Genomic DNA, 26,161 nt, shown 5'->3' with positions numbered 1-26,161 from the left:
ATTGATGGTTCAATATACCACATTAACCAAAATTAATAAAATTGACATTAAGGAGAGGTGAAATTAAAGGCTGGTGCTGATAGGCGGATTTGAACCGCCGACCTCACCCTTACCAAGGGTGCGCTCTACCAACTGAGCTATATCAGCGCTTGGAGCGGGCAGCGGGAATCGAACCCGCGTCATCAGCTTGGAAGGCTGAGGTAATAGCCATTATACGATGCCCGCATTCCTAAATTCATCTACCCCATCAGCATTCATCTAATAATGGTGGAGGGAGAAGGATTCGAACCTTCGAAGGCTGAGCCGGCAGATTTACAGTCTGCTCCCTTTGGCCGCTCGGGAATCCCTCCGAACAATGAATAAACCTAGCTACGATTAAAATGGTGCCGACTATCGGAATCGAACTGATGACCTACTGATTACAAGTCAGTTGCTCTACCTACTGAGCTAAGTCGGCGTCGTAAGCAAGTGAGGCGTATTATAGGGAAAATTTTATCGCTGACAAGCGTTTTTTGCAAAAAAAACATTTTTTTATTTATTCGACTATTTCTCAAACAAAACGCCTATTTTTTATTAAAAAAGCAATAATTCAGATGAAATTTTTATGCGCTTATCTGCATTTATCATGTATATTTCCTAGCACATTTTACTGAAAAAACAAAAAGAACGATCGTGAAACAATTAAATTCAACCTTATTAACTGATCAATTAAGTCCATTTCTAAGCTTCAATCGCCAACAATGGGCGGATTTGCGTAAATCCGTTCCGTTAAAACTCACCGAGCAAGATTTAAAACCCTTACTCGGCTTTAACGAAGAACTGTCGTTGGACGAAGTCAGCACGATTTATCTTCCCCTTGCCCGTTTAATCAATTATTACATTGAAGAAAACTTACGCCGCCAAACGGTATTAAACCGTTTTCTCGGCGGCCATAATCCCAAAGTGCCTTACATTATTAGTATTGCCGGCAGCGTTGCGGTCGGGAAAAGTACCTCCGCTCGTATTTTGCAATCGTTACTTACACATTGGCCGCATACCAGAAAAGTAGATTTAATCACCACCGACGGTTTTCTTTATCCCTTGGAAAAATTAAAAAAAGCGAATTTATTAGATAAAAAAGGCTTTCCCGTTTCCTATGATACCCCCAAGCTCATTCATTTTTTGGCGGACATCAAATCCGGCAAAGCCAATGTACAGGCGCCGATTTACTCACACTTAACCTATGATATTGTACCGAACCGTTTTAATGTGGTTGATCAACCGGATATTTTAATTTTGGAAGGGTTAAATGTACTACAAACTGGCAGCAGCAAAACCAATCAAATTTTCGTTTCCGATTTTGTGGATTTTTCCATTTTTGTAGATGCCGAAGAAACCTTATTAAAAGAATGGTACATTCGTCGCTTTCTCAAATTTCGTCGCAGTGCCTTTAGCGATCCGAATTCTTATTTTAAACATTACGCCAATTTATCCGAACAAGAAGCTATCGCCACCGCCGGCCGAATTTGGAATGAAATTAACGGATTAAATCTCAAACAAAACATCCTGCCAACCCGCGAACGGGCAAATTTAATTTTGACCAAAGGCGAAGATCATGCGGTCGAATTGATAAAAGTACGCAAATGAACAAAAAGGGAAATGCTTCCATTTCCCTTTATAAAATCAGGCTAAAATTGACCGCACTTTTATTTTTTCAGCGCCCCCAAAATGCCACGCATAATTTGTTTAGTAATTTGATTACGCAAATTGCGTCCGACAGATTTCGCTACACTGCTCACCACTTGCTCCGTCACCGTCAACTGCTCGCCACGTTTTTTCCGCCCAAACAACATCCGGCTCAAGCGGTGCATCAACCCATTTTCTTCTTCCGCTTGCGCCTGCTCTGCTTGTTTTTGCGCCACAGCAGCTAAATCCGCTTGCTGATTAAGCATTTCAAACGCCGACTCATTATCCACATACGCACGATAATAAGCATAAAGATCATCCGATTTTACCCAATCTTGACGCTCAAGCACCTCCAACGGCTTAAGCCGGCTACGAGGAGGATAAATATAAGCCACTTCCACCGGCGTCGGCATCCCTTTTTCATCTAAAAATGAAACTAACGCTTGCCCCACGCCCAAGGTAGAAATGGTTTCCACCACATTCACCTTAGGATTGGCTCGGAAAGTTTCCGCCGCCGCTTTTACCGCTTTTTGATCACGTGGCGTAAACGCACGCAAAGCGTGTTGAACCCGATTACCCAATTGCCCCAACACCGTATCCGGCAAATCTAGCGGATTTTGCGTGACAAAATAAACACCGACGCCTTTTGAACGAATCAATCGCACCACTTTTTCCACACGCTCTACCAATGCCTGCGGTGCATCATCAAATAATAAATGTGCTTCATCAAAAAACATCACAAATTTCGGTTTATCCGGATCGCCCAGTTCTGGTAAATTTTCAAATAATTCTGCCATGAGCCACAATAAAAAGGCACTATACATTTTCGGCGAATTAATCAATTTTTCCGCGTTAAGAACATTGATCACGCCGCGACCATCCCGAGTTTGCAACCAATCTTCTAAATTTAAAGCCGGCTCACCAAATAAACTTGCCGCGCCCTCATTTTCCAACGCCAACAATGCACGTTGAATCGCGCCCACACTGGCAGAGGAAACATTGCCATATTCCAATTGAAAGCTTTTGGCATTTTCTGCCACAAATTTCAACATAGCACGTAAATCTTTTAAATCAATCAACAACAAACCGCGATCATCCGCCACGCGGAACACCAAATTTAGCAAGCCCTCTTGTGTTGCGTTAAGATTGAGCAAGCGTGACAACAATAAAGGTCCCATTTCAGAAATGGTGGTTCGCAATGGAATGCCGGTTTCGCCGAACGTATCCCAAAAGGACACAGGATAGCCGGATAAATATTGCTCACCGCCTAAATTAAATTGGGTAATCCGTTCTGCAATTTTGCCCTGCATCTCGCCGGCTTGCACCAAACCGGATAAATCGCCTTTAACATCAACTAAAAAAATCGGCACGCCATCATCACTAAAGGCCTCCGCCATTTTGCGCAAAGTCACGGTTTTCCCTGTTCCGGTTGCACCGGCAATCAAACCGTGGCGATTCGCTATTTTGGCGGTAACCCCCAAGGTTTGACCTTGTTCGGTTTGTGCTAATACATATTGCATATTTTGTTCCTTATGTTGTTGGTCATGCTTAACGGGTTCTGCGTTGCCCAATACTTTAAAGCAAAAACATCTTGCTGCATAATAAAAAAACCAAGTGCGGTCAAAAGATTACGAATTTATTCCAAACATCAAATCACATCTATGCAATAACGCCAATTTTAACAAATACACCTCACATCTTATGCGACTTTGGATTTTTTAACCCCATTATAAATTCGTCCAATGATCGGATGACGCGCCACAAAAAGTCGTTGCAGCAACCAAGCGCCGGAGCGATTTTTTACCGAGATACGATAGATAAAGCGACTATCCATATGTGGGCGATTAAAACCGTATGCATCTGTGGTGTATAAATACTTAAATCCCTGCACAACCGCCTCGCGCACATAATCTTCATCGTAATAACCTTGTGGCCAACAAAGATGTTCCGTGTCGGATTTTGCTAACTCACGCGCTAACGCCTGACGAGAAAGTTGTAAATCCTCGGCAAGTTTTGCACTTTTTTCTGCCGCATTCTCACACAACAAATCCCAACGAAGATGGCTGTGCGTATGACTAAAAATTTCAAAGGTTCCCGCTTGTTCCATAGCGCGCAATTCCGACCAACGCGCCATCACGTCATCCATCTTCCCTTCTTGTTTCATTTTCTTGCCGGTATGATGTTCATAACTAGGCGGCAACGCCTTTCCGGAATTATCCAACAAATGTGGACGTACCTCGCCTTGCCCAATTTCGCCGGTGGCGGCAAACAAAATAGCATTTAGCTCATATTTTTGTAACAACGCGTGAGCATACACCCAATTATTCAAATAACCATCATCAAAGGTCAACACCACTGCTTTTTTGAAACGTTCAGCGCGTCCGTCAATCTTTCCTTGTAAATAATCAGCGAATTCGCTTGCTTTCAAGGTGTGATAACCGGCTTTTTTCAATGCCGCTAATTGTGATTCAAAATGCGGTGGACTTACATTGATCATGCCGCCTGCGGGGCTGACATGGTGATACATAAGAACAGGTATCGTACAAAACATAAAAACCTCTAAACTACGTCAACGAAAGCAAAATACCTCGCCTGCATTTTCGTCATGAAAATCCATGACACCTACGCCAATTTCAAATGGGTGCGAAGTTACCCCTAAGGCGCGCAAATGTCAACCAATAAAAAAACAAAGTGCGGTCAAAATAGTGCAAATTTATGCTATGCTTAGCGTCAATTTGTTTCAATGAGGTAGGATTTTGAGCAAAATTATGCTAAAAAGCACCGCACTTTGCCCCTGTCAATCCGGTTTATATTATGGCGAATGTTGCGGTCAATACCATCAACAAGCGAATGCCCCAAGCGCAGAAGCCTTAATGCGTTCGCGCTACTGCGCGTTTGTTTTGTGCGATATTGATTATATTATCCGCACCACCGCGCCGGCCCAGCAAGACTTATTAGATGCGAAAGCATTAGGCGAATGGGCGCAAACTACCCAATGGAGCGGGTTGGAAATTGTACAAAATCAGACCGCACTTTCCCCAAAAACTACACCCGTGCAACATAGTCGCGTGGCGTTTAATGCGTTTTTTATGCAACAAAACCAAAGGCAAGTACATCACGAAAATTCATTATTCGTAAAAATTGACGGCGTGTGGTATTTTGTCGATCCGACGGTTCCCTTGCCGAGTAACAAACAACCTTGCCTGTGTGGCTCAGGAAAAAAATTTAAACATTGCTGCAGAGGATTTTTTAACCTAATGTCAACCCAACAACTGCATACGTTTTTTCGCTTATTTTGCCGCCGGTTTGAACAAAATAAACTGACCCAAGCCGCCGGTTATTTAACCTATAGTACAATGTTGGCAATTGTGCCGCTGATTATGGTGGTCTTTTCGATTTTTTCCGCCTTTCCGGTTTTCAACGAAGTCACCGGCGAGTTAAAGCAATTTATTTTTACCAATTTTGCCCCATCTGCCGGCGATATGGTGGGCGAATATATCGATCAATTTGTCAATAATTCCAAGCAGATGAGCGCAGTCGGGATCGTCAGCTTAATTATTGTGGCGTTGATGTTGATCAATTCCATTGATCGCACGTTAAATTCCATCTGGCGGGATAACAGTTCGCGTCCTATGATCTTTTCATTTGCCATTTATTGGTTAATTTTGACCTTAGGTCCGGTGATTATCGCCACGGGAATCGGGATCAGTTCGTATGTCGCTTCCTTTGCGCTGTCCTTAGCCGGCAGCGGGTTATCGCTGCCTTTCGGCGTGCAATTGTTAAGTTTTATCCCGTTTTTATTAACTTGGTTTATTTTCACTGTACTTTATATGGTGGTGCCGAATAAAAAAGTCAGCATTAAACATTCCGCCGCCGGTGCGCTTATCGGTGCGATCTTTTTTACCTTAGGTAAACAAGCGTTCACTTGGTATATTACGACCTTTCCGTCATACCAATTGATCTATGGCGCCATGGCAACCCTGCCGATTATGTTGCTTTGGATCCAATTAAGTTGGACTGTGGTCTTGCTCGGGGCGCAACTTTCCGCAGTACTTGCCGAGCTAAGTGATCCGTCTTTAACCTCAACTCCCACAGTAGAAAAGGAAAATCCATGATTGCATTAATTCAACGCGTTAGCCAAGCCAAAGTCGAAGTCGATCAACGTATCATCGGGCAAATCCAACAAGGATTGTTAGTTTTATTAGGCGTCGAAAAAGAAGATAATCGCCAAAAAGCGGATAAATTGGTGGAAAAGGTATTAAATTATCGGGTATTTAGTGACGAAAATGGCAAAATGAATTTAAATGTACAACAAATTCAAGGAGAGGTATTAGTGGTTTCGCAATTTACCCTCGCCGCCGATACGCAAAAAGGCTTGCGCCCAAGTTTTTCCAAAGGTGCCGCGCCCGATCTTGCCAATGAATTATATACCTATTTTATTCAAAAGTGCGGTGAAAAAATCCGCGTTTCTTGCGGCGAATTTGCTGCCGATATGCAGGTCAATTTAACCAATGATGGACCGGTAACCTTTTGGTTAAACGTTTAACCATGATTTTGATGCATGTTTCGCTGGCTAAACACGCCTTTTTTTGCTAGATTTAACCTGCTTTTTACGATTGCAAGGCTGTTTTATCAATTAGATTCTAGTGCTTTATCTCTAGATTTTTTATTTCCTAAAAATGAAGGAAATTATAACAATTACAAGAGGACAATATGACTTTTAATACTTATCAAACCGTGGCGCTCGCCTGTCTTGTGCTACTTCTAGGCTATTTCTTAGTTAAACGCGTTCGCTTTCTAAATCAATTCAATATTCCCGAGCCCGTGGTTGGCGGTTTTATTGTCGCGGTTATTTTAACTGTCGTTCACCAAACTTGGGGCTTAAGTTTTTCTTTCGATACCAACTTACAAACAACCATGATGCTGGTGTTCTTTAGCTCTATCGGTTTAAGCGCAAATTTCGCCCGTCTGGCAAAAGGTGGAAAACCGTTAATTATCTTTTTAGGTGCCGCACTAGGTTTGATTATGCTGCAAAATACTGTAGGTATTTTCTCCTCTATAGCGCTGGGATTAGATCCGGCTTACGGTTTAATTGCCGGCTCCGTAACCTTAACCGGCGGTCATGGTACCGGTGCGGCGTGGGCGGAAACCTTAACCAACCGTTTCGGCATTCATGGTGCGTTAGAGTTGGCAATGGCTTGTGCGACCTTCGGGTTAGTCTTCGGCGGTATTTTAGGCGGCCCGGTTGCCAGTTTCTTGCTTAAACGCGCCCACAAAGAAACTGTGCAAGAAGATGAAAATATTGATGATGTACAAGAAGCGTTTGAAAAACCGGTTTACCGTCGTAAAATCAACACGCGATCTATCATTGAAACCATTACCATGATGTCCATCTGTTTGTTCGCAGGACAATATCTAGACGCGTTAACCAAAGGCACCGCAATTCAATTACCAACCTTCGTTTGGTGTTTATTTACCGGTACCGTCATTCGTAACGCCTTAGCCCATATTTTCAGATTCAAAGTAGCTGATGAAGCCATTGACGTACTAGGTACCGTTGGACTTTCTCTGTTCCTTGCCATTGCATTAATGTCACTTAAATTATGGGAACTTGCCGGTCTGGCAATTCCGGTCTTGATCGTGCTACTTATCCAAGTAGTGGTGATGGCACTATATGCGATCATTGTAACTTATCGTTTAATGGGTAAAGATTATGATGCTATCGTATTAAGCGCGGGACATTGTGGCTTCGGTTTAGGCGCCACACCAACTGCGGTGGCGAATATGCAAGCAGTGACCTCGCATTTCGGTCCTTCCCATAAGGCGTTCTTAATTGTACCCATGGTCGGGGCGTTTTTTATCGACTTACTCAACAACGTATCACTGAAAATTTTCTTAGATGTGGTAGATATGTTACATTAATATTCCCTGAATAATGAATATTCTAACTAAGAGAGCCACTCAAACGGCTCTCTTTTCATTTAGGCATAAGGAAAAAATTAATAAAAAACAAACAAAAAATTTGTATCATTCCCCTCAATTTCTATTTTATCAGCAGTCATTAAAACGAATGCAATTACTGGGTTTACGCTTTCTTTGATGCCAAAATTGTACCGCCTTACCTTTTATCGGAAGTGGAATATATCAATCTCTGCGGACGCAATTTGTTGGCACAAGAAGACCTGCCGGCATACAATTTCACGTAAAATAGCGCCCTTTAGGCAGATAGCATGAGCGTGATAGACATATCTACCCAACCTTACGTCAAATACACTTGGCATGATGGACTAACATTATGTGGAGAAACGGCAATGAATAACCATGAGCGTCAACGTATTGCGCAATATGTTGAATGAGCAAAATGGAATATCAATCGATTAATAAAAAGATATAAGGAATAAGAAATGGTGGGCGATACCGGTCTCGAACCAGTGACCCCCTCCTTGTAAGGGAGGTGCTCTCCCAACTGAGCTAATCGCCCGACAATAACTTAAAAAGTTAATGCGGTATGTAAATCGTAAGTGGTGGGCGATACCGGTCTCGAACCAGTGACCCCCTCCTTGTAAGGGAGGTGCTCTCCCAACTGAGCTAATCGCCCACTTAGGATTTACATCCGGGATTAAACTAGCGTGGTGGGCGATACCGGTCTCGAACCAGTGACCCCCTCCTTGTAAGGGAGGTGCTCTCCCAACTGAGCTAATCGCCCACGTTAGTTTAATATCACACATAAGAACACTTAAAAAGTGGTGGGCGATACCGGTCTCGAACCAGTGACCCCCTCCTTGTAAGGGAGGTGCTCTCCCAACTGAGCTAATCGCCCTCATGCGTGAGCTGGCATTATAATTGCTCACAAATTTCAGTCAATAGATTTTTACAAAAAAACGCTTATTTGTTTTAAAAATAGGCATAACTCACGATTTTCTATCGTGAATTTGGCAAACTCATAGTACAATACGGAAATCTTTTTTGCGCAAAATATAAGGTTAAAAAATGAAATTAGATGCATTATTTAATTTGGATCCTAATGTAAAAGTTCGTACCCGATTTGCTCCAAGCCCGACGGGTTACCTGCACGTTGGCGGCGCGAGAACCGCATTGTATTCTTGGTTATATGCTAAACATAATCAAGGTGAATTTGTTTTACGTATCGAAGATACCGACCTTGAACGTTCCACGCCGGAAGCAACACAAGCGATTTTAGAAGGGATGGAATGGTTAAATTTAGCGTGGGAACACGGTCCTTATTTCCAAACCAAACGCTTTGATCGTTACAACCAAGTGATTGAACAAATGTTGGAGCAAGGCTTGGCTTACCGTTGCTACTGCTCAAAAGAGCGTTTAGAAGAATTACGTCATACACAAGAAGTCAATAAGCAAAAACCGCGTTATGATCGCCATTGTTTAGACGATCACAGCCATTCACCGGATGAACCGCATGTAGTACGTTTCCTTAATCCAACTGAAGGTTCCGTGGTTTTTGAAGATGCAGTACGCGGTCGTATCGAAATCAGCAACGGTGAATTAGACGATTTAATTATTCGTCGCACCGACGGATCGCCAACCTATAATTTCTGTGTTGTCGTGGATGACTGGGACATGGGCATTACGCACGTGGTACGTGGCGAAGATCACATTAATAACACCCCTCGCCAAATCAATATCTTAAAAGCCTTAGGTGCGCCAATTCCGGAGTATGCTCACGTTTCTATGATCTTAGGCGATGACGGACAAAAATTATCCAAACGCCATGGAGCGGTAAGCGTGATGCAATATCGCGATGACGGTTATTTACCGGAAGCCTTAGTCAATTATTTAGTACGACTTGGCTGGGGGCATGGCGACCAAGAAATTTTCACGCGCGAAGAAATGATTGAATTATTTGATATTCATTCCGTCAGCAAATCCGCCAGCGCGTTTAATACGGAAAAATTACAATGGTTAAATCAGCATTATATGCGCTCGCTTGAACCAAGCTATGTGGCAAAACACCTTGAATGGCACATGAAAGATCAAGATATTCCATTTGAGGAAGGCGTTGCCTTAGAAGACATTATTCCGGTATTAAGCGAACGAGCCAAAACCTTAAAAGAATTAGCGGCGCAAAGTCGTTATTTCTATCAAGAGTTTACAACTTATGATGAAAAAGCAGCGACAAAAAACTTCAAACCGGAAGCTATTGCATCGCTTGAAAAATTAACGGAAAAATTAACCGCACTTTCTGCTTGGACCGTGGAAAATATTCACGAGGCAATGAATGCCACCGCGGCGGAATTAGAAATCGGCATGGGTAAAGTCGGTATGCCATTTCGTTTAGCGGTCACCGGCTCCGGTCAATCACCATCAATGGATATTACCGCGAAGCTAGTCGGCAAAGAACGCACCCTTGCGCGTTTACAAAAAGCGATTGAGTTTATTAAACAACAATAAGCTTAATATTTGAGCAGCTAAACGAATATTGAAGATAAATTGTTGACAGCATCAGTGGCGGAATTTATTATTGTCGCCACATACGGGGATATAGCTCAGTTGGGAGAGCGCTTGAATGGCATTCAAGAGGTCGTCGGTTCGATCCCGATTATCTCCACCAAATCAATAAAGCAAGGTAACGCACCTTGCTTTTTTTTCGCAAAAAGAAGAGGATTGAGTAAGATAACAATCAAATTCAATCCTTCTATTTTTCAATTCAAACGCCTTAATCCATTCTGTATTCTTGAATACTAATTGCAGTGTCATATAAACCAATTCGGCTTTCTTGATGTTTAATTAAACCAGAATAGCTCAAGCTGGCATCTTCATAACGCTTAAATTTATACACGGCATCATTCATTTGTCCGCTATTAAATAAATTTAAACTTACCAATAAGCTAAAATCCTTTTGCGTTAAACCTGTTACTTTATAGAAAAGTTCAGGCTCAAGCTGTGTGATAACATCTTTTAAACTGTATTCACGGTTATCGGTTAAGTACATAAAAATTGGAATGCGTGTGGCAAACTTGATTAATTTTTCTTGTACCTGTTTTCGTAAACTTTTCTCTTTTTTCTCATCATCGCTGAGTATTTTTTTCTCATCAGGCGTTAATTCACGATCATTTGCGGATTTTTTGGTCTTTTTCAGGCTTTCTGACTTATTGATGATGGTTTCAATATCTTGATTCAAAGAACGGAAGCCTTCAATACTCATTAATGCTTTCATGGCATCTTCATTGTGGCGTAATTTATTTAATGTTTCATTATCGACATTAACCAATAAAGCACTTTCCCAACGGCGTGCTAAAAGCGTTGCTGTTGTACCGCTCATCGCCATATCCAAAATACCGGCGGCATCAATAGAACGCATTGAACTGCCATCATAAGCAAGCACAGGCAAGAATTGAATAAACTCTGCGACTTTCTGCTCAGGATTTTTATCGTCTGTATTTAATCGAACACAATAATCCGCCAACTGCTTTAAGGCACGGTCAGGAGCAAAATCAAACACATAACAATCTTCTTTGACGATACATTCATTATTTGGATCGTTTGGATTGTGTCCACGTAATACCCACGGTGTTTGCACACGGAAAGCCGCTTGGAAATAAGTTTCAGGGCTATTTAAATTGCGTAGCATAAAAATCCCTGTCCAAGGTGCAACAGAAACACCCGTAGTTAATTTGCCACAAGAGAGTGTAATGGTTTTGCTGTTCAACGGTTCACTCATTGCTTTTCGTACAGGAATAATCGCATCTGCCCCCATGCCTGCATCATTACCTGCGGCAACAATCACTTGATATTCGTGGTAAAACTGATTTTGCTTTTGTGCCAACAAATTCCGCATTGCATAGCAAGATACCACAGACGGCATAAACCACAAGGTATGCAATAAACTGCCTAATAAACGGCTATCGCCAAAAGGCATTGGTGGCTTTTCTGCCCTTAATTTCAGATTATCAATGGTTGTAGAACGTAATGCCCCACGAATTAAATCCAACCATTTTTGTACTTCGTTTTCATATTTGAATTTGGCATTTTCGCCTGTGCCTTTGGCTTCAAAAAATTGCCCCAAATCGAACTCGTTAAATTCGCCTTTTAACGCGACCTCACGAATATCTTCGGGCAATTGATAAGTCAGCATCACCATTCGTGGTAAACTTAAATAAGGGTTATCATCGCCCTGCCAATTTTTCTTGGCTCGCTGTTCATCAGAATACGTCCAGTTGTACACCTGTTCTTCAATAAATTCACCCGAATTTAACGCACGAAAAGGTGTACCCGATAAATACAAAAAGTGATTGCTGGTAATCGGCAAGGTTTCTTCATCAAAATAATCGGGCATATCCATATCCATTTCTGCGGCTTCGGCTTCAAGTTGCTTTTGAAACGCCTGCTCTTCCGCTTCAAATAAACCTTTGGATTTTTCACGCCACGCACCATAATGATATTCATCAAAAATAATACAATCCCAATTGATCGCATGCACCCACTCATTTTTGAGCTTTATGCCGCCGGCTTTATTTTTGCCTAAATAATCTTGGAAAGAACCGAAACAAATTTGCGGAAAACTGACTGCACTTTGCCATTCGTCTCCATTGGTAACAAATCGCCAGCCTTTAAAATCAAGGTGATCTTGCAAATCTTCTTGCCATGCATTTTGCACCGCCGGCTTAAACGTCAGCACCAAAATCTTTTTCCAACCCATTTCTTTGGCAAGCTGATAAGCGGCAAAGGTTTTACCAAAGCGCATTTTGGCATTCCACAAAAAGTGCGGTGTTTTTTCTTTATTATTTTCATCGTTGTGAAACGAACGAAAGTATTGAGCTGTTTTCGTTACCGCCTCTTTCTGTTCAGGGCGCATACCAAATGCAAAAATCCGCTGTTTTTCGACTGCTTGTCTTGTTTTGACTTCTAAATAAGCGGATTTCACATCGCTTAAATCGCATTGAAACCACTCACCATCAAGACGTTTAATTCCTCGTTTTTGTAGAACCGCATGAAGATCGTAATCTCGAAAACTTGAACCATCATCACGAATGGCACGTTCGTCAAATACCACTTGATAGCTTTGATTAGGCAATTTCACAGGATATTGTTCCGCCACTCGCTGTGCAACATCTCTTGTGGTATAGCCGATTTTTAAGCAATGGGGGAAACGGCTGTCGCTATATGCGTAAACTTTGGGTGTTCGTAATTCAGAAATAAATTCACTCATTCGGCAGCTCCCATAGGGCGGATCATTGATTCAATATATTGAATTTCATCTTTAGTTAATTGATATTTCTCGTATAGTTCTTTATCTGTCCAAGGTTTAGAAAAATCTTGCATTGGGACAAATTGATAAACACCACGAGGTCCATTCTGTGTTTTCTTTTTAACGCTCACTAAATAACGAAAAAATCTAGTTTGAATGTAAGAAATAATATTTTCACATTCCTCTTTGGTTAAAGAGTGAATTTCAGGGTTGTAACCAATAACCAAATAAGTCTGTGAACATACGCTATTAGGTTCTCCATAAAAAGGCTTTCCTAATACAATATCTTTTGAGCCGTTCGCTGCAGGTATATAGACTTTATGCAAATTTTTCGATAATAAATTTTTTGGAATTTGATCAGTTCTAACCCAACCAAAACCACAATCTTCAAGTGTTTTATTTAAATAATATTTAATATCAGATTGTGATGTTTGTTTCTTAGAATATCCTGACCATTTTGAAGTTAAATTTTGCTTATTAGTAAAAAAGTCTTTTGGACTAACTAAGCTTGAGAAATTTTCCATTTCTTCTAAAAAATAATTTCCATGCTGTTCAGCAATTTTATTTATTACGCCAAATGTTCTAGGATCGCGTATAACAATGCCTGAATTACCTGTATCCAAATAATCAAAGCGATGAAAAACCTCATCAGCATTTAAATGATAGTAATAATCGCATTTCCCTTCATAATTTCTTTCCCAAAGAAAATAATTTACACCTCCCTCAATAGAGATCCCTGGAAAACAAATATGAGATGTTTCAAAATCGTGAATGATCTTAAATTTATTAGAAGAAATAATTTCATCTACCCATTCCGCCGGTATGCCTTCTGTACTTTTTGTCATCCAACGACTTGGAGTAATCATTGAAATATAAGTAGGGGATAATTTAATGGCTGTTTCAATAAATTGATGATAAATAGATTTAGCTTTTGAGCTATTTCCACCATCATTACCAACGCTAAGTTGATAAGGCGGATTGCCGATAATAACGTCAAATTTCATAGGACAATTTGGAATAATCTCTTGAATAGGTTGATGAATAAACGCATAAGCGTGGCTTTCTAAATGACTTTCACGGTCATAAAGTTGTTGGCTTACCCCACAATGTAAGCAACGCCCATTTTCCCAACTGTGTTGCAAAGGTGAATAGAAAATATTGCCTTGCGGATCGTCAAATTCAGTACAAAGGGCATATTGATGATTTGCCGAACGGCTACAATAAAGACTACGGCGTGCCAATAATGAAGTTAGTTCCGTGATCCCTAAGCCAAAAATTTGTTTGGTAAAAATATGGTTAATGCGAGTTTGCAAATCAGGAATTTCATTCTCTAAGCCTTTAATCAAACGCTTGGCAATCTCACGTAAAAACACGCCAGATTTTGTTGCAGGATCTAAAAAAGTCGATGTTTTTGAGCTAAACAACTCTTGTGGCAATAAATCCAACATACGGTTGGCAAGTTCAGGCGAAGTAAACACTTCATCATTAGATAAATTTGCCAAACAAGACAATACGTCAGGATTGTAGTTAATCGATAGGTTGTGCATTTTGGATCTCTAAAAAATAACAAATCGGGTAAGGCAGTTGTGGCACTGCATTTCGAGTTTTATTACCATTTTTAACTAACTGCTCATATTCAAATTCTTTTCTCTGTATGCAATAGTGACGATTTCGCCAAAAATTGATAGGCTCCCATTGTGAAAAGCGCAACATTTTCGTCTCTATATCTTGAGTGTTTTTATCGACATAGCACATTTTTAAGGCATTGCCTTGCACGATATTTAAGCTCAAAATAAAGCGGATCACGGAAATAACGGCATCGTTCGCCGTTTCGGAAAATAACAAGCGGTAAGATTCTTCAGCAAATTTACAAAGTCGCTCACGACAAGCCAATACATTGTCATATTGCAACTCAATGCCATAAATTGCCCCGATTGCTATTACAAAATAAAACTCATATTCCCGTTGCGATTGAGCATACTCTTTCTCTACAACGGCAAGTTTGCGTTTTAAAATCTCAATCAGAAAATTTCCATCACCACAAGCCGGTTCTAAAAATCGAGATTCAATTCTTAACGTTTCATCTTTGACGAGATCCAACATCGCATTGACTTCCTCTTTTCGAGTAAACACTTCACCGTGATCGGAAACACGCTGTTTGGATTTGATTTGAGTTGTCATAGCATAACGTAATTTTTAAGTTAATTATTAGCGTAAGTAAAAGCGTAAGTATCATAATTCATACGTAAGTTTTGATCAATCTTTCATTAAAAATTAAGTTGAAAATTAACTTAGCAACATGAACGAGAAAAAACTTTTTGCAGAAAAACTGAAAGCTCTTTTAATTGAAAGAGGATATAAGCCTATGGCTTCGGTATTGGAACGTGAATTTAATTTACGACATTATGGCAAACCGATTGGCTTGCACGCTTTCGCCAGTTGGTTACGAGGTGAAACATTACCAAGAGCCGCCAGACTTAAAACACTGGCGGAATGGTTAAATGTCCCTGTTTCGGAACTGGTATCAGAAGAAACAGCTTATAAGCTGGAACGGATAGAAAGAGAAAAAGAGCCAAGTAAGCATCTTTGGGAAGAAGCTACGAGCTATCAAGATCAAACGATAATTAAAATGTTTCTAAACTTGCCAAAAGAACAAAAGAAAGTCGTGCGAGAAGTGATTATGGCAATGGATAAAGCATATAGAAGTTAAAAGCTCACCTCATTATCTATCTTATCCCAAAAAACGGATGCCCGCGATGCGTCCTTACAACCCTATATGCAACGATTACATAATAACGAAATTTTTTAATTTATAGCACAAACTTTGTATTGTAGAGACAGTCTGCGTGTGTCCCTACGATGATCCTTGCTGTATTGCTTAAATAACAACCTTAGCTTCAGTTATGTTATGTAACGTTTCATTCTAAAAAGTCACTTGAGTTTTTGGTCGTTATTGTGTTTAATTTAAACTCATTTATCGGAACGAGAGGATCACTTTGTTGTTATGTGTCAATTATTAGGAATGAATTGCAATACACCGACGGATATTCTGTTTTCCTTTGCAGGATTTCGTCGTCGTGCGGGATTAACGGACAGCCATTCTGACGGATTTGGCATTGCCTTTTTCGAAGGCAAGGGCGTGCGTATTTTTCGGGATAATAAACCGGGTCATTCCTCTCCGATTGCCGACAGCGTTGAGCAATATAAAATTAAATCCTTGAATGTGGTTGCTCATATTCGTAAAGCCACGCAAGGCGAAGTCAATCTTGAAAACACCCATCCATTTATTCGCGAAATTTGGGGAGAAAACTGGGTTTTTGCTCATAACGGTAACCTCACCACATTACCCGATCTGTCCAATAGTTATTACCAACCGATTGGTTCCACCGACTCAGAAGCGGCATTTTGCTACATGGTAAATCAATTAAAATTACGCTTTCGACAAAAACCGGCAGAACAGGAATTATTTGTTGTCATTCAAGAGATTACTCATGAATTGGCAGAAAAAGGTACCTTTAATTTTCTCTTATCCAATGGCGAATGGATGATTGCGCATTGCTCTACTCATCTGCATTATCTCACCCGTCGTGCACCTTTCGGCAAAGCGCAACGAATTGATGACGACAATATCATTGATTTTAGCAATTACACACAAGATACAGATAAAGTCACCTTAATTACCACCTTTCCACTCACTAAAAATGAAATTTGGAGCAAAATGGGAAGTGGTGGCTTTGTTTTCTTCAAACAGGGAGAAAAAGTGGCTGAAATTCTTGGTTCACCGAAAAAACACATGGATGACGGTACCCTTGGTCATCAAAAGGCTGCTTTATTTTCTATCGACACCAAAAAAGACATTTGCGATTAATAGACATTAGGTTTTAAATCCCAAATGTAAAAAGATTGTCATTAACTATTCATTTATTAATCAAATAAGCCGAAAAATAGAGATCCGGTTCACAAATCACTTATCCTCCGGTTTAAAAAAAGCATCAGAAAGCATATTATCTGCTGCGCCATTTACATCAACAAATTTAATGGCGACTTTATAATCAAAAAATAATACAAAATATTAAAAGTAAATGAATAGGTGACATATATGTCTAATAATCAAACTAAAAAATGGAATAAATTCGATGTTCTTTGGTCTCTAAATTTATTTGGTACTGCTGTCGGCGCCGGGGTTTTATTTTTACCGATCAATGCCGGAATGGGCGGGTTTTGGCCATTAATTATCATGGCAATTTTGGTCGGACCAATGACCTATTTTGCACACCGCGCATTATCCCGTTTCGTCCTGTCTTCTTCCAAACCGGGTAGCGATATTACCGAAGTCGTTGAAGAGCATTTCGGTAGAACTGCCGGAAAATTGATTACTTTATTATATTTCTTTGCTATTTTCCCGATCTTATTAATCTACGGTAACGGGATCACCAATACCGTCGATTCATTTATTGTCAATCAGCTCGGCATGGCGTCACCAAACCGTGTCCTATTATCGTTTGTTCTGATCGCCGCCCTGATTTCTGTCATGTTAACGAATGAGAAAATCATGTTAAAATTGACCGAATACCTAGTATATCCGCTGGTATTAATCCTATTTTCCTTATCTATTTATTTAATTCCGGAATGGAATACCTCAACCTTACATGAAATCCCGAGCTCGCAAGATTTTATCCGCACCTTATGGCTAACTATTCCGGTTCTGGTTTTCTCTTTTAACCATTCACCGGCAATATCCTCTTTCTCACAATCCCAACAACGCCAATATCAAGATCAAGCACTTACCGAACATCATGCTGGAAAATCATTACGCGGTGCAGCGGGATTATTGTTATTTTTTGTGATGTTTTTTGTTTTCAGCTGCGTATTAACCCTAACACCGGAAGAATTAGCTTTAGCGAAACAACAAAATATCAGTATTTTATCCTTTCTTGCTAATAAATTTGACAACCCATATATTTCTTATTTTGGTCCATTTGTGGCATTTCTTGCCATCACCAGTTCCTTTTTTGGGCATTATCTGGGTGCAAAAGAAGGGTTAGTTGGTTTGTATCAAAAAACAATTGGTCAAGGCAACGCCATTAATCGTAAAAAATTAAATTATGGCAGTGCATTATTTTTCTTGATCACACTTTGGGGTGTCGCTGTCATTAATCCAAGTATTTTAGGTCTCATTGAGTCTCTCGGCGGTCCGATCATTGCCGCTATCCTGTTCATTATGCCAATGTACGCCATCCGTAAAGTACCTGCAATGCAACGTTATCAAGGAAAATTAAGCAATATTTTTGTGACCGTAATGGGGCTAATTGCCATTTCCGCTGTGGTTTACGGGTTATTCTAACTATCCTCCAATAACGATAAAATAACATTCTCACCGTACTTAATCCCCTTTTCAGCTGGAAAGGGGATTGATTATAAAACCAAAGGAAAATTTATGATTAGTGTTTTTGATATGTTTAAAATCGGTATCGGACCATCAAGCTCCCATACCGTTGGTCCAATGAAAGCAGGAAAACAATTTATTGATGATCTTTTTAGCCGCCGGCTTTTTGACCAAACCAACCGCCTTCAAGTCGACGTCTATGGCTCACTATCCATGACCGGACGAGGACATAATACTGATATTGCCATTATTATGGGATTAGCCGGCTATTTACCCCATAACGTCGATATTGATGCTATTCCGATATTTATTTCCTATGTAAAACAGACCGCACTTTTACCCATTGCCGAAGGCCAAAAAGTCATTCAATTTGATTTTGATGACAATATGACATTCCACGACACCTTTCTTCCATTACATGAAAACGGAATGACGCTTACTGCCTACAACAATGAAGAAATCCTATATAAACAAACCTACTATTCTATCGGGGGCGGTTTTATCGTAGATGAAGCCCATTTTAACCAACAAAACACCCGCCCTGTTGATGTCCCCTACCCGTATAAAAACGCAGAGGACATTTTACGTTTTTGTCGTGAAAACGGATTACCAATATCAACACTCATGATGCGAAATGAAATTGCCTTACACGGAAAAGAGGCAGTCGAAACCCATTTAGCACGGGTATGGAAAACCATGCAGGAATGCATTGATCATGGTCTGCATACAGAAGGATTATTGCCTGGTCCGTTAAAAGTTCCCCGTCGGGCAGCCTCTTTGTACATTATGCTACAAGCCAATCAGAGTTTATCCAATGATCCAATGCGTATTATTGATTGGGTAAATATGTTTGCCCTCGCAGTAAATGAAGAAAATGCAGCGGGCGGTCGCGTCGTCACTGCCCCAACTAACGGGGCTTGCGGGATACTCCCTGCAGTATTGGCATATTACAATCACTTCATCTCGCCGATTACACCGGAAATTATCGAACGTTATTTACTTGCTTGCGGCATTATCGGCTCACTATATAAAATGAATGCCTCTATTTCCGGTGCGGAAGTCGGTTGTCAAGGCGAAGTCGGCGTCGCCTGTTCAATGGCTGCCGCGGGCTTAACCGAAATTTTAGGCGGTTCGCCAGAACAAGTATGCATGGCAGCAGAAATTGCCATGGAACATAATCTCGGGTTAACCTGCGATCCCGTGGGCGGACAAGTACAAGTCCCCTGTATCGAACGCAATGCAATTGCCTCCGTAAAAGCCATCAACGCTAGCCGCATGGCGTTGCGTCGCACAACCATCCCGCGCGTCAGCTTGGATAAAGTGATCGAAACCATGTATGAAACCGGTAAAGATATGAACACCAAATACCGTGAAACCTCACAAGGTGGGTTAGCAATCAAAGTGGTTTGTTCATAAGTCATAATGTATCACCCAAAAACAAAAACAGGGCGGGATTATTCCCGTCCTCAAACCAACGACAAACCCTACTATTTTTACCATCAATAAAAAATAGTGGGGTTGTTTTGTATTTGATGGCTTGTAAACCAATATTCTTACCCTACTAATTTTAGATTGAAACATTCCAAATAATTTTAAATATTTTATTCATAAATGATCCTTAATATTTGGGCAATGACTTTCGACTACCTCTACCTTTTTAAAGAGAAAGGGTTGGAGCGGCAGTTTAGCGTTTCCCTTCCCCTCATTTTGCAATCATATTTACACAAATTTACACAAGAACACTGGGGAATTGGGTATCATAGTTGACAGCTTAAAGAGGCGGATTATGGTAGAAATATCAAATAATTTCGCCCAAATACGTTCTCTTTTTGATATAAAAAAGAACTGGCATTAGCCTTAATGAAAACTTCCCGTAACGGATCCTCGGTTTACAGGGCGTTTTTATAAATAGAAATGAACTACTTTAAAACTCACTATACTAGAACTGTATTGTGTGATTTAAAGCGCTAATTGCGGAAAATAGCGCTCGGATAAAGCGACAAAATCCTGCAAAGAAATCGACCGCACTTTTTCCATATTACAGACCAAGTTTCTTGCCTGTAAATCTATTTCCAACGCGTAACAAGCGGCATCAAGTTGCGACAATAATGCGGCGTACTTAAAGGGTAATAATACGCCATCTTGCCAAAATACGACCGCATCTTGTGCAGTGATAGCGCTTAAATAACGTTGTAATTCCGCTTCGGAATAATCGGCTTGTGAAAACGTATAAAGCATATGAATATCCGTTAAAAGGTCAGGACTTTTTCCGCTTGTTGCAGTTTTTGCATCAATAAAGTGCGGTCAATTTTTTCAACGGAAATCACCGTTTCCCGCGCCGCCAATCCCCATTGGCGCCAAGAGGTACTACAAGCGTAACGCTGTTCAATATCATACAAATCCAATAGTTTAAACATCGGAATAAAATCCTTTTGCAAAATCAATTGCGGTTTTTGCCCGGCTACCAAATTTAATACGCCGTCATCTACAAAAAACACACCTATTTCCTCCTCCGCACAAAAAGCTGTTGCGGCTAATAGCGCATCCAATCCTTCACGAGCGAATGCACTACCATGAGGCGAATGGCGAAAAACAAAGGCAATTTTTATCATAAAGTAAGCACCCTATCCGCCTGCAACACTGCTGCACTAAATTCGCCCAGCCCCGCCAACACAAAGCCCTGCGCCAAATTATGCTGCTGCAAATCTGCTGCAGACGGCGCATCCACCACGCCACGACGTTGCGCCGCCGCAATGCATAAATGCAGCGGAATATGGTGTTGTTGCGCAAGTTGTTGCCAAGCTTTTTGCAAATGAAATTCATCACTTGCAGGATGCACAAACCCATTGCCATTACTCACCCCGCTTTGAAAAAAGAACACTTGGCTAATTTCATGTCCACTTTGGATTAAGGTTTGCGCCAACTGATAGGCTAAAAACGCCCCTTGCGTGCCATAAACCGCCTGTTTTACCGCTAAAACGTAACGCATTATTTGATTTCTTCGTGATCTTGCTTGATTTGTCGGATATATAAATACACCGTATGACGAGAGATATTTAATCGGTCAGCGACCAAATTAATGGCATCTTTAATATCAAAAATTCCTTTTTCAAACAAAGAGATAACAATTTGTTTATTTTTATTGTTATTTGCCACATTGCGATCGGCGGTAATTTCTTCTACGGTTTGTTCAATGGTTTGCGTCACCAACTCTTCCACCGAGCTTGCAAAATTCACCGCCGAAGCTTCATCTTGTTCCGGTGTTGGCATAAAGGCTTGCAAAAATTGCGATGCCGGTACGTCTAAATTAATATTGATACACAACAAGCCAATAATACGCTGAGATTTGTTGCGAATTGCGATAGTCACCGATTTCATCAATCCATTGCCTTTCGCTCGGGTAAAATAAGGATTGGAGACACTTTCAGTTTTCATGTTATGGAGTGATTTTAAGGCAAAATCAGTGATTGGCGAACCCACTTGACGATGGGTATTATGTCCGTTGGCAATACAAATCGCCGAACGTTCTAAATCTTCCAAAGAATGCAAAACAATTTCACAATGATTACCAATCAAGGCACTGACACCTTCAACCACTGCCACATAAGAATTCAAAATCGTCCGATCTTCTTCTGTGAAAGGTCGTTTATCTGTTAACATTTTATCGCCTCAATTCTTTATGAATAACGACCGCACTTTAAAAGTGCGGTCATTTTTTGGTTATTTTTACTTATTTTGCTGTTTTTTCAGGCGTTGCATCTAATACTTCAACGTCAAAATATAGGGTAGCATTTGGCGGAATAGGACCGCTACCTTGTTCACCGTAAGCCAATTGCGGAGGCAATACTAATTCAATTTTACCACCTTTTTTGACCAATTGCAGACCTTCGGTCCACCCCGGAACCACTTGATCTAATTTAAATTCTGCCGGTTGACCGCGCTCTACAGAACTGTCAAATACTGTACCGTCCGGTAATTTACCCGTGTAATGCACTTTAACTAAATCCGTCGATTTAATTGCTTTGCCACTGCCCATTTTTTCAATACGGTAAAACAAACCGGAAGCAGTTTTTTTCACCCCTTCTTTCTTCGCAAAATCCGATTGGAATTTTTCGCCTTCTGCTTTCACTTTCTTACTTAATTCCGCCATTTTCACTTCGGCAGCTGCCTTAATTTTTGCATCCACCGCGGTTAACGACGCTTCTAATTTTTCCATTTGCGCTTTGTCGTTAAAGTCAATTTTTCCGCCCAAAGCATCAGAAACCCCCGCCAACACTTTTGCGTTGTCATAATTAATTACGTCTTTTTGTGCATCTAACGAGCTTTTCAAATACGCCCCAAAAGACACACCAACCGCATAAGAGGCATCTTCCGCAAACTGTTTTCCATCATTTCCCGCTGCAAAAACTTGTCCAGAAACGACCGCACTTAACGCTAATGCCACTATTGACAATTTTTGAATTTTTAACATTGTTTTTATCCTTTATAATAGACAGAGTAATAGACCGGAATAGGTTAAATTGTATTTTACAAATTAACAACCTTTTTTAAGGATTATTTATGGAAATTCAACAAATTTTAGAACAACGAATCATTGAATTGGAGATGAAAGTTGCTTTTCAAGAAAAAAATGTGGATGATCTCAATCAATCACTGGTGGAGCAACAACTTATTATCGAAAAAATGCAGCTGCAAATTCGTTATTTGGCAAGTAAATTGAAAGATATGCAACCCTCAAATATCGCTTCGCAAGCGGAAGAAACGCCACCACCCCATTATTGATCCACATAAAAAGGAGCCTTGAAGGCTCCCAATATTAATACCAGCGAAAATCATTACGCAAGATATTTTTCCAAATCTTCACTGCCGCCAATATATTGACCGCCGATAAAGATTTGCGGCACGCTGGTTTTACCGGTAATCGCACGCACGGAAATGGTGCTGGCATCACGTCCCAATACGATTTCTTCAAAGGCATAGCCTTTTACTTTCAACAAACCTTTTGCTTTCGCACAGAACGGGCAGCCCGGTTTGGTGATAATAGAAACGGACGGTTTTGCAGTCCAATCCGGTTTTAAATATTTGATCATCGTGTCGGCATCGGATACTTTGAACGGATCGCCCGGCTCGTTTGGCTCAATAAACATTTTTTCTACGACACCATTTTTCACTAGCATAGAATAGCGCCAAGAACGTTTACCGAAACCTAAATCTTCTTTACCTACCAGCATACCCATACCTTCAGTAAATTCACCGTTACCATCCGGAATAACAGTAATATTTTCAGATTCTTGATCCGCTTTCCACGCATTCATTACAAACGTATCATTTACGGAAATACAAACAATATCGTCAACACCTAAAGCTTTGAATTCACAAGCTAATTCGTTATAGCGTGGTAAATGGGTGGAAGAACAAGTTGGGGTGAACGCGCCCGGTAAAGAGAAAACCACAACAGTTTTGTTATCAAATAATTCGGCACTGGTAACATCTACCCATTGATCGCCTTGGCGTGTATGAAATGTCACTTGAGGAACTTTTTTTCCTTCCATTGTTGTCATACTAAATTCTCCTATAGTTTGGGGGTTAATTATTACTGACATGATGAATTATAGTTTATTTTATGATATAGTTACAACCAATTAATTCCTATCTTTTTAATTGTTATATTCTATAAAGAGGTAAAAATGAATATTCGTGACTTAGAATATCTTGTCGCACTCGCAGAACATAAACATTTCCGCCGCGCCGCCGACTCTTGCCACGTAAGCCAACCTACATTAAGCGGACAAATCCGCAAACTGGAAGATGAATTAGGCATTATTTTGCTGGAGCGCACCAGCCGCAAGGTTTTATTTACCCAATCCGGTTTATTGCTCGTCAATCAAGCCAAAACCGTTTTACGCGAAATAAAACTATTAAAAGAAATGGCGAGCAATCAGGGTAAAGAAATGACCGGTCCTTTACATATTGGTGTTATCCCAACTGTCGGACCTTATTTATTGCCTTACATTGTACCGGTATTAAAACAATCCTTTCCCGATCTTGAACTCTTTTTATATGAAGCGCAAACCCATCAATTGCTGGAACAACTGGAAACTGGACAATTGGATTGTGCAATATTAGCTTCTGTCGCCGAAACCGAAGCATTTATTGAAGTTCCTATTTTTGATGAAAAAATGCTGCTCGCTATTTCGGAGGATCATCCGTGGGCAAATGAAACATCCATTAAAATGGAAGAACTCAAAGATTGTGAGATGTTAATGTTAGATGACGGGCATTGTTTACGCAATCAAGCCCTCGGTTACTGCTTTACTGCCGGAGCCAAAGAAAATCCGCATTTTCAAGCCACCAGTTTGGAAACGCTGCGCAATATGGTCTCCGCCAATGCGGGCATGACCTTAATGCCGGAACTTGCTGTGTTAAGCGAAGGCAATCGTACCGGTGTGCGCTATATTCCTTGTTTATCGCCGGAACCATCTCGCTCTATCACGCTGATTTACCGCCCCGGATCACCGCTGCGTAACCGCTATGAGCGCATTGCAAATGCTATCAGCCAAGTCATACAACCCATTTTAATCAAATAAGGAGATGCTATGGCAGGCATTCGTGCAATTCAAAAAGAAAAAACCCGACGCGCCTTGGTAAATGCCGCGTTTAACCAACTTAGTGCGGAAAAAAGTTTCTCAAATTTAAGCCTACGTGAAGTTGCCCGCGAAGCCGGTATTGCGCCAACCTCATTTTACCGACACTTCCGCGATATGGACGAATTAGGTTTAGAAATGGTAGACGAAGCCGGGTTAATGCTGCGTCAATTAATGCGTCAAGCGCGTAAACGTATCGCCAATGGCGGCAGCGTGATTGCTATTTCTGTAGAAACTTTTTTTGAATTTATCACCAACAGCCCGAACGTATTTCGCCTACTATTACGCGAAAGTTCCGGCACATCCCAATCTTTCCGCACTGCAGCAGCACGGGAAATCAAACATTTTATCGACGAACTGGCGGAATATATCGCCGGCAAAAATAACTACCCGCCACATATCGCTTACATTCAATCAGAAGGTATCGTCACCTTGGTCTTCACCGCCGGCGCTCATGCCCTCGATATGGACAAAAAAGAACGCGAACACCTCAAAAACCGCGTCATTCTCCAACTAAAAATGTTGGCAAAAGGCGCGGATTATGCAGTACATAAGGAATGGGGTTAGCCATTAACAAATGATCGGCGGTAACTTATCCAGTGAAGATGAAATTGCTTTATCAGAAATTAATAAATCAAATTGTTCTATTTTTCCAATATAAGCGCGTTGGATATGCTCCAGTTTAGAATGATCGAAAACGAGAATATTCTGTTGGCTTTTTTCCATCACTATGGCTTTAATTTTTGCCTCATCAAAATCAAAGCAGGTCACGCCTTTCTTTAAAGAAACCCTCGCAGCAGAAATAAAGGCTTTGGTCGGGCAAATCAAACCAAGTTCAAAACTCGCACCCAACGCTGAAAATACCGAATTGTTTCGTGAATAACGCCCCCACACAATATCAATTCGCAATTCAAATTTTCTTGCAATACCATAAATGTATTAATCGAGCAACAAAGTGCGGTGAATTTTATCGAAGAATCAATTTGTGAAGCAATATAGGGAATAGTCGAGCCACAATAAAAAAACACTACATCACCGTCTTTTATCAATTCAGCCGCCAATTTACCAATATACATTTTTTCGGCAATATTTTTAGTTTGGTGCTGATGAATAAAATAATGATGTTCATCTTGCCCGGGCTCTTTAATAATATATCCCCCGAGCAATGAAATTGAGCCTGTATAAACATTTAAATCACGACGAATGGTCATCTCCGATACATTAGAATTTCAGCAGCATCGC

Annotated in this window: 24 protein-coding genes, 9 tRNA genes and 2 pseudogenes; 15 read left to right on the top strand and 20 right to left on the bottom strand. The window is 40.7% G+C overall.

Annotated elements, in window-relative coordinates; all coding sequences use genetic code 11:
* Positions 1-71: 71 nt before the first annotated feature.
* From CFY87_RS10460 to CFY87_RS10445, 4 genes are all read right to left on the bottom strand, one after another.
* Positions 72-147 (bottom strand) — tRNA-Thr (locus CFY87_RS10460).
* Positions 148-150: 3 nt separating this feature from the next.
* Positions 151-225 (bottom strand) — tRNA-Gly (locus tag CFY87_RS10455).
* Between the two features lie 40 nt (positions 226-265).
* A tRNA-Tyr gene (locus CFY87_RS10450) sits at positions 266-350 on the bottom strand.
* A 31-nt stretch (positions 351-381) separates the two neighbouring features.
* Positions 382-457, bottom strand: a tRNA-Thr gene (locus CFY87_RS10445).
* A 215-nt stretch (positions 458-672) separates the two neighbouring features.
* Here CFY87_RS10445 and coaA point away from each other — a divergent pair.
* Positions 673-1,626, top strand: a complete 954-nt coding sequence (gene coaA, locus CFY87_RS10440) for a type I pantothenate kinase (RefSeq protein WP_094947538.1) — start codon at positions 673-675, stop codon at positions 1,624-1,626.
* Positions 1,627-1,685: 59 nt separating this feature from the next.
* On the opposite strand, the gene CFY87_RS10435 is transcribed toward coaA, so the two are convergent.
* Together CFY87_RS10435 and CFY87_RS10430 are read right to left on the bottom strand one after the other, a co-directional pair.
* A complete protein-coding gene (locus CFY87_RS10435) occupies positions 1,686-3,185 on the bottom strand; it encodes a helicase HerA-like domain-containing protein (protein ID WP_094947531.1) in 1,500 nt (499 codons plus the stop codon).
* Positions 3,186-3,364: 179 nt separating this feature from the next.
* Positions 3,365-4,216, bottom strand: coding sequence for a polysaccharide deacetylase family protein (locus CFY87_RS10430; RefSeq protein ID WP_094947528.1), 852 nt, complete (start codon positions 4,214-4,216; stop codon positions 3,365-3,367).
* A 214-nt stretch (positions 4,217-4,430) separates the two neighbouring features.
* Here CFY87_RS10430 and CFY87_RS11840 point away from each other — a divergent pair.
* From CFY87_RS11840 to CFY87_RS12515, 5 genes and pseudogenes are all read left to right on the top strand, one after another.
* A pseudogene (locus tag CFY87_RS11840) lies at positions 4,431-4,916 on the top strand (YchJ family protein); the annotation flags it as partial.
* 6 nt (positions 4,917-4,922) lie between these two features.
* Positions 4,923-5,780 carry a virulence factor BrkB family protein gene (locus tag CFY87_RS11835; protein WP_115610091.1) on the top strand — a complete coding sequence of 286 codons (858 nt, stop codon included), beginning with the start codon at positions 4,923-4,925 and terminating at the stop codon, positions 5,778-5,780.
* On the top strand, positions 5,777-6,211 hold the full coding sequence (gene dtd / locus CFY87_RS10420; RefSeq protein ID WP_094947522.1) for a D-aminoacyl-tRNA deacylase: 435 nt from the start codon (positions 5,777-5,779) through the stop codon (positions 6,209-6,211). The genes CFY87_RS11835 and dtd overlap by 4 nt, the downstream gene beginning before the upstream one ends.
* 167 nt (positions 6,212-6,378) lie before the next feature.
* Positions 6,379-7,587: a sodium/glutamate symporter gene (gene gltS / locus CFY87_RS10415; protein WP_094947519.1), complete on the top strand. Its 1,209-nt coding sequence runs from the start codon at positions 6,379-6,381 to the stop codon at positions 7,585-7,587.
* A gap of 308 nt (positions 7,588-7,895) precedes the next feature.
* The gene (locus tag CFY87_RS12515; RefSeq protein WP_272896452.1) at positions 7,896-8,021 is read left to right on the top strand and encodes a hypothetical protein; all 126 of its coding nucleotides are present in this window, start codon (positions 7,896-7,898) and stop codon (positions 8,019-8,021) included.
* A gap of 49 nt (positions 8,022-8,070) precedes the next feature.
* On the opposite strand, the gene CFY87_RS10410 is transcribed toward CFY87_RS12515, so the two are convergent.
* From CFY87_RS10410 to CFY87_RS10395, 4 genes are all read right to left on the bottom strand, one after another.
* Positions 8,071-8,146, bottom strand: a tRNA-Val gene (locus tag CFY87_RS10410).
* Positions 8,147-8,187: 41 nt separating this feature from the next.
* Positions 8,188-8,263, bottom strand: a tRNA-Val gene (locus CFY87_RS10405).
* 32 nt (positions 8,264-8,295) lie between these two features.
* Positions 8,296-8,371 (bottom strand) — tRNA-Val (locus CFY87_RS10400).
* Positions 8,372-8,409: 38 nt separating this feature from the next.
* Positions 8,410-8,485: transfer RNA gene (locus CFY87_RS10395), tRNA-Val, on the bottom strand.
* 170 nt (positions 8,486-8,655) lie between these two features.
* On the opposite strand from CFY87_RS10395, the gene gltX reads away from it, so the two are divergent.
* Complete coding sequence (gene gltX, locus CFY87_RS10390) at positions 8,656-10,092, top strand: glutamate--tRNA ligase (RefSeq protein WP_094947516.1); 1,437 nt, start codon at positions 8,656-8,658, stop codon at positions 10,090-10,092.
* Positions 10,093-10,176: 84 nt separating this feature from the next.
* Positions 10,177-10,252: transfer RNA gene (locus CFY87_RS10385), tRNA-Ala, on the top strand.
* 105 nt (positions 10,253-10,357) lie between these two features.
* Here CFY87_RS10385 and CFY87_RS10380 read toward each other — a convergent pair.
* Genes CFY87_RS10380 through CFY87_RS10370 form a run of 3 tightly spaced genes read right to left on the bottom strand, consistent with a single transcriptional unit; the run spans position 10,358 to position 15,070 of the window.
* A complete protein-coding gene (locus tag CFY87_RS10380; RefSeq protein WP_094947513.1) occupies positions 10,358-12,850 on the bottom strand; it encodes a DEAD/DEAH box helicase in 2,493 nt (830 codons plus the stop codon).
* Entirely contained in the window at positions 12,847-14,391 is a 1,545-nt protein-coding gene (locus CFY87_RS10375) for an Eco57I restriction-modification methylase domain-containing protein (protein ID WP_336595886.1), read from the bottom strand. The genes CFY87_RS10380 and CFY87_RS10375 overlap by 4 nt, the downstream gene beginning before the upstream one ends.
* A 25-nt stretch (positions 14,392-14,416) precedes the next feature.
* A complete protein-coding gene (locus CFY87_RS10370; RefSeq protein WP_094947507.1) occupies positions 14,417-15,070 on the bottom strand; it encodes a DNA methyltransferase in 654 nt (217 codons plus the stop codon).
* Between the two features lie 118 nt (positions 15,071-15,188).
* Between CFY87_RS10370 and CFY87_RS10365 the strand changes: the two genes are divergently transcribed.
* The 4 genes from CFY87_RS10365 (at position 15,189) to CFY87_RS10350 (ending at position 19,691) form a co-directional block, all read left to right on the top strand.
* Positions 15,189-15,599 carry a hypothetical protein gene (locus CFY87_RS10365; RefSeq protein WP_094947505.1) on the top strand — a complete coding sequence of 137 codons (411 nt, stop codon included), beginning with the start codon at positions 15,189-15,191 and terminating at the stop codon, positions 15,597-15,599.
* A 294-nt stretch (positions 15,600-15,893) separates the two neighbouring features.
* Positions 15,894-16,757 carry a class II glutamine amidotransferase gene (locus tag CFY87_RS10360; protein WP_094947503.1) on the top strand — a complete coding sequence of 288 codons (864 nt, stop codon included), beginning with the start codon at positions 15,894-15,896 and terminating at the stop codon, positions 16,755-16,757.
* Between the two features lie 231 nt (positions 16,758-16,988).
* Positions 16,989-18,233 (top strand): serine/threonine transporter, encoded by a 1,245-nt coding sequence (locus tag CFY87_RS10355; protein ID WP_094947500.1) that lies wholly within the window; start codon positions 16,989-16,991, stop codon positions 18,231-18,233.
* A 93-nt stretch (positions 18,234-18,326) separates the two neighbouring features.
* On the top strand, positions 18,327-19,691 hold the full coding sequence (locus CFY87_RS10350; protein ID WP_094947497.1) for an L-serine ammonia-lyase: 1,365 nt from the start codon (positions 18,327-18,329) through the stop codon (positions 19,689-19,691).
* A 543-nt stretch (positions 19,692-20,234) separates the two neighbouring features.
* Here the strand turns inward: CFY87_RS10350 and CFY87_RS10345 are convergent.
* The 5 genes from CFY87_RS10345 to fkpA form a co-directional block, all read right to left on the bottom strand.
* Complete coding sequence (locus CFY87_RS10345) at positions 20,235-20,513, bottom strand: DsrH/TusB family sulfur relay protein (protein WP_094947494.1); 279 nt, start codon at positions 20,511-20,513, stop codon at positions 20,235-20,237.
* Positions 20,514-20,524: 11 nt separating this feature from the next.
* Positions 20,525-20,884, bottom strand: coding sequence for a sulfurtransferase complex subunit TusC (gene tusC / locus CFY87_RS10340; protein WP_094947571.1), 360 nt, complete (start codon positions 20,882-20,884; stop codon positions 20,525-20,527).
* On the bottom strand, positions 20,884-21,264 hold the full coding sequence (gene tusD / locus CFY87_RS10335; protein ID WP_094947491.1) for a sulfurtransferase complex subunit TusD: 381 nt from the start codon (positions 21,262-21,264) through the stop codon (positions 20,884-20,886). Before tusD ends, tusC begins: the two co-directional genes overlap by 1 nt.
* On the bottom strand, positions 21,264-21,935 hold the full coding sequence (locus CFY87_RS10330; protein ID WP_094947488.1) for a helix-turn-helix transcriptional regulator: 672 nt from the start codon (positions 21,933-21,935) through the stop codon (positions 21,264-21,266). Before CFY87_RS10330 ends, tusD begins: the two co-directional genes overlap by 1 nt.
* A gap of 70 nt (positions 21,936-22,005) precedes the next feature.
* Complete coding sequence (gene fkpA, locus CFY87_RS10325; RefSeq protein WP_094947485.1) at positions 22,006-22,746, bottom strand: FKBP-type peptidyl-prolyl cis-trans isomerase; 741 nt, start codon at positions 22,744-22,746, stop codon at positions 22,006-22,008.
* A gap of 89 nt (positions 22,747-22,835) precedes the next feature.
* Between fkpA and CFY87_RS10320 the strand changes: the two genes are divergently transcribed.
* A complete protein-coding gene (locus CFY87_RS10320) occupies positions 22,836-23,057 on the top strand; it encodes a SlyX family protein (protein WP_094947482.1) in 222 nt (73 codons plus the stop codon).
* Between the two features lie 53 nt (positions 23,058-23,110).
* Here CFY87_RS10320 and CFY87_RS10315 read toward each other — a convergent pair whose 3' ends face one another.
* Positions 23,111-23,836: a glutathione peroxidase gene (locus CFY87_RS10315; protein WP_094947479.1), complete on the bottom strand. Its 726-nt coding sequence runs from the start codon at positions 23,834-23,836 to the stop codon at positions 23,111-23,113.
* Between the two features lie 126 nt (positions 23,837-23,962).
* On the opposite strand from CFY87_RS10315, the gene oxyR reads away from it, so the two are divergent.
* Both oxyR and fabR read left to right on the top strand, forming a co-directional pair.
* Positions 23,963-24,862, top strand: coding sequence for a DNA-binding transcriptional regulator OxyR (gene oxyR, locus CFY87_RS10310; RefSeq protein ID WP_094947476.1), 900 nt, complete (start codon positions 23,963-23,965; stop codon positions 24,860-24,862).
* 9 nt (positions 24,863-24,871) lie between these two features.
* Positions 24,872-25,486 carry an HTH-type transcriptional repressor FabR gene (fabR, locus tag CFY87_RS10305; protein WP_094947473.1) on the top strand — a complete coding sequence of 205 codons (615 nt, stop codon included), beginning with the start codon at positions 24,872-24,874 and terminating at the stop codon, positions 25,484-25,486.
* A gap of 3 nt (positions 25,487-25,489) precedes the next feature.
* On the opposite strand, the pseudogene CFY87_RS10300 reads toward fabR, so the two are convergent.
* Positions 25,490-25,995, bottom strand: a pseudogene (locus CFY87_RS10300) (DNA-binding transcriptional repressor DeoR).
* Positions 25,996-26,161: the final 166 nt, after the last annotated feature.

The sequence above is a fragment of the Actinobacillus seminis genome, from assembly GCF_002263215.1.
Taxonomy (GTDB): Bacteria; Pseudomonadota; Gammaproteobacteria; order Enterobacterales; family Pasteurellaceae; genus Actinobacillus_B; species Actinobacillus_B seminis.
This window is presented reverse-complemented; position numbering and strand designations above follow the sequence as displayed.

Bases quoted from the DNA above. Each gene is read 5' to 3' on its own strand.
- CFY87_RS10435 (WP_094947531.1), bottom strand. From the start codon at position 3,185: ATGCAATATGTATTAGCACAAACCGAACAAGGTCAAACCTTGGGGGTT.
- CFY87_RS10430 (WP_094947528.1), bottom strand. From the start codon at position 4,216: ATGTTTTGTACGATACCTGTTCTTATGTATCACCATGTCAGCCCCGCA.
- CFY87_RS11835 (WP_115610091.1), top strand. From the start codon at position 4,923: ATGTCAACCCAACAACTGCATACGTTTTTTCGCTTATTTTGCCGCCGG.
- dtd (WP_094947522.1), top strand. From the start codon at position 5,777: ATGATTGCATTAATTCAACGCGTTAGCCAAGCCAAAGTCGAAGTCGAT.
- gltS (WP_094947519.1), top strand. From the start codon at position 6,379: ATGACTTTTAATACTTATCAAACCGTGGCGCTCGCCTGTCTTGTGCTA.
- CFY87_RS12515 (WP_272896452.1), top strand. From the start codon at position 7,896: ATGAGCGTGATAGACATATCTACCCAACCTTACGTCAAATACACTTGG.
- gltX (WP_094947516.1), top strand. From the start codon at position 8,656: ATGAAATTAGATGCATTATTTAATTTGGATCCTAATGTAAAAGTTCGT.
- CFY87_RS10380 (WP_094947513.1), bottom strand. From the start codon at position 12,850: ATGAGTGAATTTATTTCTGAATTACGAACACCCAAAGTTTACGCATAT.
- CFY87_RS10370 (WP_094947507.1), bottom strand. From the start codon at position 15,070: ATGACAACTCAAATCAAATCCAAACAGCGTGTTTCCGATCACGGTGAA.
- CFY87_RS10365 (WP_094947505.1), top strand. From the start codon at position 15,189: ATGAACGAGAAAAAACTTTTTGCAGAAAAACTGAAAGCTCTTTTAATT.
- CFY87_RS10360 (WP_094947503.1), top strand. From the start codon at position 15,894: ATGTGTCAATTATTAGGAATGAATTGCAATACACCGACGGATATTCTG.
- CFY87_RS10355 (WP_094947500.1), top strand. From the start codon at position 16,989: ATGTCTAATAATCAAACTAAAAAATGGAATAAATTCGATGTTCTTTGG.
- CFY87_RS10350 (WP_094947497.1), top strand. From the start codon at position 18,327: ATGATTAGTGTTTTTGATATGTTTAAAATCGGTATCGGACCATCAAGC.
- CFY87_RS10345 (WP_094947494.1), bottom strand. From the start codon at position 20,513: ATGCTTTATACGTTTTCACAAGCCGATTATTCCGAAGCGGAATTACAA.
- tusD (WP_094947491.1), bottom strand. From the start codon at position 21,264: ATGCGTTACGTTTTAGCGGTAAAACAGGCGGTTTATGGCACGCAAGGG.
- CFY87_RS10330 (WP_094947488.1), bottom strand. From the start codon at position 21,935: ATGTTAACAGATAAACGACCTTTCACAGAAGAAGATCGGACGATTTTG.
- fkpA (WP_094947485.1), bottom strand. From the start codon at position 22,746: ATGTTAAAAATTCAAAAATTGTCAATAGTGGCATTAGCGTTAAGTGCG.
- CFY87_RS10320 (WP_094947482.1), top strand. From the start codon at position 22,836: ATGGAAATTCAACAAATTTTAGAACAACGAATCATTGAATTGGAGATG.
- CFY87_RS10315 (WP_094947479.1), bottom strand. From the start codon at position 23,836: ATGACAACAATGGAAGGAAAAAAAGTTCCTCAAGTGACATTTCATACA.
- oxyR (WP_094947476.1), top strand. From the start codon at position 23,963: ATGAATATTCGTGACTTAGAATATCTTGTCGCACTCGCAGAACATAAA.
- fabR (WP_094947473.1), top strand. From the start codon at position 24,872: ATGGCAGGCATTCGTGCAATTCAAAAAGAAAAAACCCGACGCGCCTTG.